The organism is Pseudomonas sp. NBRC 111138 (assembly GCF_001320835.1).
GTDB classification, from domain to species: domain Bacteria; phylum Pseudomonadota; class Gammaproteobacteria; order Pseudomonadales; family Pseudomonadaceae; genus Aquipseudomonas; species Aquipseudomonas paracarnis.
Genome location: NZ_BCBO01000099.1, coordinates 1 through 6,930 on the forward strand (window position 1 = coordinate 1; position 6,930 = coordinate 6,930).

7 protein-coding genes are annotated in these 6,930 nt (G+C 59.8%); 2 read left to right on the forward strand and 5 right to left on the reverse strand.

Translation table 11 applies throughout. The annotated features are described in order from the left end of the window. From APH41_RS19580 to APH41_RS19590, 3 genes are all read right to left on the reverse strand, one after another. Positions 1–735 (reverse strand): HOASN domain-containing protein (locus APH41_RS19580; protein ID WP_054920872.1); only part of this gene is annotated, 735 nt, incomplete at its 3' end. A gap of 39 nt (positions 736–774) precedes the next feature. Continuing rightward, the gene (locus APH41_RS19585) at positions 775–1,770 is read right to left on the reverse strand and encodes an HOASN domain-containing protein (RefSeq protein WP_054898538.1); all 996 of its coding nucleotides are present in this window, start codon (positions 1,768–1,770) and stop codon (positions 775–777) included. A gap of 399 nt (positions 1,771–2,169) precedes the next feature. Further along, positions 2,170–4,239, reverse strand: coding sequence for an EAL domain-containing protein (locus APH41_RS19590; protein WP_034126092.1), 2,070 nt, complete (start codon positions 4,237–4,239; stop codon positions 2,170–2,172). Between the two features lie 344 nt (positions 4,240–4,583). Here APH41_RS19590 and APH41_RS19595 point away from each other — a divergent pair, with 344 nt between their 5' ends. Both APH41_RS19595 and APH41_RS19600 read left to right on the forward strand, forming a co-directional pair. After that, on the forward strand, positions 4,584–4,838 hold the full coding sequence (locus APH41_RS19595) for a hypothetical protein (RefSeq protein WP_230032401.1): 255 nt from the start codon (positions 4,584–4,586) through the stop codon (positions 4,836–4,838). A gap of 11 nt (positions 4,839–4,849) precedes the next feature. Continuing rightward, complete coding sequence (locus APH41_RS19600) at positions 4,850–5,179, forward strand: DUF6388 family protein (RefSeq protein ID WP_054898536.1); 330 nt, start codon at positions 4,850–4,852, stop codon at positions 5,177–5,179. 8 nt (positions 5,180–5,187) lie between these two features. Here the strand turns inward: APH41_RS19600 and APH41_RS19605 are convergent, their stop codons facing one another. Both APH41_RS19605 and APH41_RS19610 read right to left on the reverse strand, forming a co-directional pair. Further along, positions 5,188–6,030: a serine/threonine-protein kinase gene (locus tag APH41_RS19605; RefSeq protein WP_080757681.1), complete on the reverse strand. Its 843-nt coding sequence runs from the start codon at positions 6,028–6,030 to the stop codon at positions 5,188–5,190. Continuing rightward, positions 6,027–6,749, reverse strand: coding sequence for a PP2C family serine/threonine-protein phosphatase (locus APH41_RS19610; RefSeq protein ID WP_054898535.1), 723 nt, complete (start codon positions 6,747–6,749; stop codon positions 6,027–6,029). The genes APH41_RS19605 and APH41_RS19610 overlap by 4 nt, the downstream gene beginning before the upstream one ends. Between the last annotated feature and the right edge of the window lie 181 nt (positions 6,750–6,930).

Below are 6,930 nucleotides of genomic sequence, written 5' to 3' on the forward strand. Positions count from 1 at the left end.
CAGTTCGGTGATGTAGAACACCGCCAGGCCCCAGCCGACATCGGGGTTGCGGAAACAGCGTGCGCGGTTGTTGAGGTAGGCGATTTCCTCGGGCATCGTCGAGAGCGCCTCGAAATCGGCATTCAGGCCCACGGCGGCAAGCAGCTTGGCTAACAGGCGGGGGTGGGAGCGCCGCTCGTCTTCTTCGCCCAACTCGCCGTAGAGATAACGCGCCAGGGCGGCCGCCTCGTCCACATCAGTCAGGTTGACCAGCAGGTCGGCGGCATCCCGGTACAGGCGGTACGTGCGGAACCATTGATGGCGCAAAAACACCTGCAGTTGCTCGCGAGAGGCTTTGCCTTCAAACACATACTGCGACATCGGATGGTTTTCCCGCGACTGCGCGGCAATCTGCTCTTCCAGGCGTTGCTGGAAACCGGCCTCGGACAAGGGTGATGCCAGGTCGGCTGACGGCATGAAACGCTCTTGTACGCTATAGACGGCATTGGCCAGCCAGCGCCGGGTCGAGGCGGTGGCCACGTCATCGCTCAGCGACAGGATGTACAGCAATTGCTGGCACTGCGCTGCATTCGCGGCGTCGCCACGTTGGCCGGTCTCGCACAGGGCGCGCAGCATATTGGCAGCAATTTCGATGCGATTGAACGTCGCGTCCGGCTTCAAGGCTTCCGCCAACAGACGGGCTTCGGCCGTGTGAATATTCTGCAATTGCGGCAGGGAAAAATTACGTGGGCTCATCATGTGCTCCATTATTTTTGTTTTCGGATCGCAGGTCGTTCAGGCAGACAGGCGTTGGGCCTGCATCTGCTGCCACAGGCTGTCGAAGTAGGCTTTGTTGATTTCGAAGTGGCGCTTGAGTGCGCGCATGAACGTGCGCTGAAAGCCCTCCTCGCTGGCGAACTTGGCAATCAGTGCCCACATTTCCTCGGTGTCGATCTCATCCTGGGTGCCATGCAAACGGTGGAATTCGCTGGGCTGCTCTGGAACGTCGAGGCGCTGCAACAGCTCGTAGATGCGCCGATGGTTGACGCAACTGACAGACTCCACCGCATACAGCAGCGCAAGGCCCCAGGCGACATCCGTGTGGCGCACACAGCGAATACGATTATTCAGGTAGGCCTTTTCCAGCGGATGCAGCGCGGGAAAGTCGATGGCCAGCGGAATATCGAAATACTCCATCAGATGGGCGAGCATCGCCGGGTGCGAACGCTCCGGTGTCTCAGCCCCTGCTTCGCCGTACAGGTTGCGGTAAAACACCGAGGCGTCCTCGATGGCTTCGAAGCGAAAAGCCAGTTCGGCCAGCAGGCTGTAGAAGTTGTAGGAACGGGTCCAGTGATGCTCCAGGAAGAAGCGCACATCCTGCACCGGCGGCGTACCTTGGAACAGGTGTACCGACATCGGGTGGTTGACCCGGCTGCGTGCGGCGATTTCAGCGTCGACCTGTTGACGGAACTCCTCCACCGGCAACGCGGTGAAGCCCGGCACGTCGGCGGCGAACTCATCTTCGACGCGGTAGACCTCGCTGGCCATCCAGCGCCGGGTCGGCTCGGTGCGCGGGTCACCTGGAATGTGAAGTTGCAGCAGGGCTGACTGGTAGTGCGCGTAGGCGCCAGCGTCTCCCGCCAGGCCTTGCCGAGTCAGTGCGAGCAGCGCTTCCAGCGCGCGGATGACCTGGGTGTAGTTGGCGCCGGGTTCCAAGGCATTCGTCATCAGCCGCGAGGCGGTGGTGAACAGATCGGAATCCGAGCGTTGTTGCAGGGTAGCAGTATCCATTGATAACCCCTGAATCTTGTTTTTGTGGTGGGACATACTCGGAAAAAAGCCTAAAGGTTCCCGTAGTGGCAAGGTCAACACCTGTAGGAAAATTCTTTCAAGGCTTGGCGATGGGAGGTGATGGCGTCAGGGCGGAGCCCCAATTAGCCGTTACCGCAGGAATGGATATGTACACGATCCAACTGTATCGGCTGTCAGGCCGTCTTCGCAGGCAAGCCAGCTCCCACAGTTAGATCGCGGTGCGTCAGTTAGATCAGCGTCGGCTGTCAGTCCGTCACGGGAGCAAGCTCACTCGCCACAGGTCCAGCGTCGCACCAAAGTTGTGTAGTTACCTATGGTCGTCGCCGGCGAGCCAGCGCCCACAGTTGGATCGGGGTGCCAGGTAGATAGGGTCGGTCATCAGACCAACGCCCTGCGCTCAAGCACAAAGCGCGGCAACTGATCCCCAGGCAGTGCCTTGCTGAAATACCAGCCCTGGATAAACAACTCAGGCCCGTTACTCAAAAAGGCCAATTGCTCAGCCGTCTCGACCCCTTCCACTACCACGCCCAGGTCCAGGGCCTCGCAGAAGCGCAACATACCGGTGAGCACCTGGGCGCCTTTAGGGTCGTGCTGGGCAACCACAAAACTGCGGTCGATCTTGATGAAATCCACAGGAAACTGATGCAGATAGCTCAACGCAGAAAACCCAGTGCCAAAATCATCCAGATAGACCTTGGCCCCCATGGCTTGCAACTTCTGGATGGTCTGGCGGGTGGCCGGGATGTCGCTGACCAGCGCGTCTTCGGTAATTTCCACTGAAACTTGCCCACGGGCCTGGCCAAGAATTTCCACCAGGCGGTCGCCATAGGCGGCGTCCTTTAGTGTGGTACTGGAAATATTGATGGTCATCGGCAGTTCAAAACCCATCTTCTGCCATTTCTGATACTGGCGCACGGCCTGGGATGCCACCCACACATCCACGTCCGGCATCAGCCTGGCGTGCGCCAGCCATTGCAGGAACTCCCACGGCGAATGCACCGTGCCCTGGCTGTCCCGGGCGCGCATCAGCGCCTCGCACCCGGTGCACAAACCGGTGCGGGTGGAGACCTGGGGTTGAAACTCAAGATAGAACTCGTAATCGCTGATCTGCTGGATGCGGTTCAACTCAGCCGCCTGGCGGGCCAATGTCTGGTGGGTGGCCAGCACCGGGTCGAACTCTAGCAGACGGCCTTTTTCCTCAAGGCCGCGAAAGGTCATGTCCAAAGATTTGAGATACACCGTGCCGCCATCGCTGGACTGGCGATGAATCGCTCTCACGTAGGGCGCATACACCAGCGTCCCGGCCCCCAGCAGAACGATCTGCAACACCACCGCCGCCACGTCGCCGTGGGTGCTGAGGTATGCATTGAGCAGCACCGGGGCGGTAAACGGCACGCTGGCCACCGCCGGCGACACCCAGCCCAGTTGTACCACCATCAAAGCCACCATCGCGTTGAACGCCGGTACCAGTAGAAACGGTATAAACAGGCGCGGGTTGAGGATGATCGGCAAACCGAACAACAGCACCTCGCTCACATTGAATAACGACAACGGCAAACTCGCTACCGCCAGCAAGCGCATGGACTGGCTTTTGGAAAACAGCAGGATCGCCAGCAGTAGGCATAAGGTTGCCCCCGAACCACCGATAAACGCAAAACTGCCCAGCAAGCCGTTATTGAGCAAGTACAGCACCGGCTCCCCCGCCGCCAACGCTGCGCCATTGAGCGCCACGGCCTGGTCCAGGGCATCGAATAGCGGCTGCATGGCATACACGCCGTGAATGCCGAAGAACCACAGCAGCGAATTCATCAGTGTCACAAACAACCCGCTGCCGTAAGGCGTCTGCAACGCATCAAGCACCTGCGGACCCTGGATTTGCGCCACATGGGGTATCAACAGCAGCAACGACAACACCGTCACCAACGACAAGGCCGTGAGTGCGCCGGGTATCACCATGTTGATGGTGCCCTTGAGGTTATGGCCGACCAGGTCTTGGTTGACCAGGCGTGTCCAGCGAAAGCGGTGCAGCCAGGCAATGGCAGGCACATTGATCAAGGGCGAAGCAATGGCAATAAACAGCAGGAACGTGGCCGAAGCACGCGGGTAATCACGCAGCACGAAGGTGGCGACCACCACATGGGCCAGGCACAGGAAGGCAACCGGCAGCTGTGGCAGACGGTGTTGAATCGCCAACATATAACCGATGGAGGCCGCGACCAGCAGTGGGATCACCGAACTGATCTGTTTATGCAACCCCGCCAGGAAACTCACCACTTGGGGATCGAACCCCAGCGCCAGGGCGCATTCGGACAGAATCAGGAAGCCGGCGGACACCAACAGGCACGGCAGAATCCACAGCAGCCCCTCACGAATCGCACGCAACGACTCCGTGCTGGCCAGGACCGCCAGGCGCTGGGTCAGGAAAAGTTTGAACAGGGTGTGCGCCATGGGCCGTCCTCTGCCTGTCACCGACTGCCGCTGAAGATCAGCGGCCGGAAACACCGCTAACGCTACACGCCCTGATAGCCGAAGCGAAAGCCTTTATCCCCGCCCCAGCCCGGCTTTTTACCAGTGAATGCCTGGCTGCTAGACTAAATCCCTACAGATTTATCGAACTTTCTGACTTGAATCATCCCCTAAGGCTGTCTGAGTCGGTATCATCCGCACGGTTTGTGCGTGTTAAACGATGTTACAACCTGTCTGATAATGGGTACGCACTCAGGGAATCTTGCCTGGAACGACAACAGGCCAAAGGAGAGAACCTCACTATGCAAGACAAGCGCTCAAGTAACATGCGTCCTCTATTCGTCACCATTGTGCTGTGGTTGTGCAGCGTGGTGTTGCTGTTTGTGATCAAGAACGTCATTGAATTGTTTACCGGGCCTGTGGCTGAAACCTGGGTAGACCTGACGCTGGTGCTGATCGCCTATCTGATGTTTTTCTTGCTGGCGCCGTTGCAGAACTGGATGCGACGCAGGTCGCGCAAGCGTGCCCGCCATCACCTCAACGCACGCACGTCCGATAGCAGCTCTCATCCTTCTCGTTAAGGTGTCTATCTGTGTCGACGCCTAACGATACTTATCAGCTTGCACTGGACAGATTTCTGCGCGAACAACCGCAGGTCGCTGCCGAGCTGGACAGTCTTAACCCGCTGGTAGCCCAGGCCAGGGGCGAAACCCTGGCGCAGTATCGCGCTGAACGCCTGCATGAGGCTTTCGAGGCACACGCTGAACAGCAACAGCTGTTCGCCTGGGAATTGACCCTCAAGCTGACGGCCGATTCCACCGAAGTCTTCGAGGCCCAGCGCCGTGAAGTGCATAAAGAAGTCGCACAGATGGCGGGCATGGACTGGCTGGAGTACTGCCAGTTGCACGGCTTGGCCGTTTGACCTCTTCCCTACAAGCGCCAGCGTGGCCGGTTGCGCCCCATGACTTGGCGCAACTCGGCGACCGTTATGCTTCGGTGCTGCGGGTCCACCGCGAGCGCAGCCTGTAACGCCGCCCAGCAATGCCTGGGCAACTGCGCAGGCCGGGACAGCCGGTCCATTGCGCAACGTTCGCCAACGCGCTTGCCATGGGCCAGTTCGTATAGGATGCAGGCCACGCCGTACAAGTCGGCGGCCGCGGTCAACGCCCCGCCGGCCAACAGTTCCGGGGCTGCGTAGGCAGGTGTCCAGGCATTGAAACGACTGCGGCTGACACTCGGCAAACCCACCCCAGCCTGCCCGGCGGCATGGCCCAGCCCAAAGTCGAACAAGCGCACGCCCTCCTCGCCCACCATGACATTGGCTGGTTTGACGTCACCGTGCAGCACGTTTTGCTGGTGGGTGTAGACCAAGGCATCCAGCAACTGCACGGCGATGGGTTGCAGTTCGCGCCAGGGCAACCCATAAGGGCATTCCAGCAGCAGACGGTCCAGGGTCAGCCCCTGCAACAACTCCATGGTGAAGAACGCGACCTGGCTGTGTGTGTCGACTTCGAACGAGAACGTCCGTACCACGCGGTCGTGCCGAAGGCTGCGGGTCAACGCAAACTCGTTGTACAACAACACATGCGCATCGGGACATTGGGAAATGGATTCGTCCACCAGCTTGAGCGCCACGTTCGAACAGCGCTCGCCTAATTGCTCGTGCAGCAGGTCGCGCGCACGGTACACAACGCCCATACCCCCTCTGCCCAAGACATGCTCAAGGTGATAACGCCCAACCAGCAGACGCAAGGCTTGTGGCGACGCGCTCAAGGCTGCACGACAACCGCGGTCAGGTCATCATGTACCGGCCTGCGCAACGCCCCTGCAAATAGCCGTTCCACTGCCTGCTGGGGCGTTTGCATACTCAACGCTCGTCCCAGGTCCACATGGCTGAGGGCCTGATACAAACCATCACTGCATAATAAAAATACATCCCCTGGGCGGGTACTGAGTTCCAATGCCTCAAGGTGCAACCGCGAACCCGCGCCCACGGCTCGGGTCAAGGCCCTGGCATCGGGGTAGGCCTGGGCTTGCGCGGCACTGAGGTGACGCTCGTCCATGAGCCGCTGCAGCAACGAATGGTCCTTCGACAATTGGTAGAGACTCTGCCCGCGCCATAGATAGCAGCGACTGTCTCCCGCCCAGAGACAAGCCGCCCGGCCTTTCTCCAGCAGCAGTGCAACTACGGTACTGCCCATCGTCGCGTCAGCAGGTGCACCAGGTTCTATCCATGCACGCCTCAACCCTTGGTTGACGCCCTGCAAACAACTGCGAACGGCCTGGATACGCTGATCGAGGTTGCCCTGAGCCGACACGGCTGCCAACTGCCTGATTACCCATTGGCTGGCGAAATCCCCGTTGCGATACCCGCCCATGCCATCCGCAACCGCCCAGCAGCTGCGGCGCGGGTCGTCCAGGAATGCATCCTCGTTGCGCAGCCGCGCCTGCCCCTGCTGTGTACGACCAGCGCTGCGCCAGGGGGCTGCCATCTTCACAGTTGCTCCGACAAGCGAAAGGTGCGCCACGTATCCACATCAAACGGGACAGGCGTGCGTTGGCTGGTCAGCAGGTAATTGACGCGCAGGCCGGCGAGGTCTGCCTTGAAAACCTGAGCATTTTGCCCACTGGCGGGTTCTCTCTGCAGCTGGTCCAGAAACCGGAACAGTGACA

Bases quoted from the DNA above. Each gene is read 5' to 3' on its own strand.
- APH41_RS19585 (WP_054898538.1), bottom strand. From the start codon at position 1,770: ATGGATACTGCTACCCTGCAACAACGCTCGGATTCCGATCTGTTCACC.
- APH41_RS19595 (WP_230032401.1), top strand. From the start codon at position 4,584: ATGCGTCCTCTATTCGTCACCATTGTGCTGTGGTTGTGCAGCGTGGTG.
- APH41_RS19610 (WP_054898535.1), bottom strand. From the start codon at position 6,749: ATGGCAGCCCCCTGGCGCAGCGCTGGTCGTACACAGCAGGGGCAGGCG.
- APH41_RS19590 (WP_034126092.1), bottom strand. From the start codon at position 4,239: ATGGCGCACACCCTGTTCAAACTTTTCCTGACCCAGCGCCTGGCGGTC.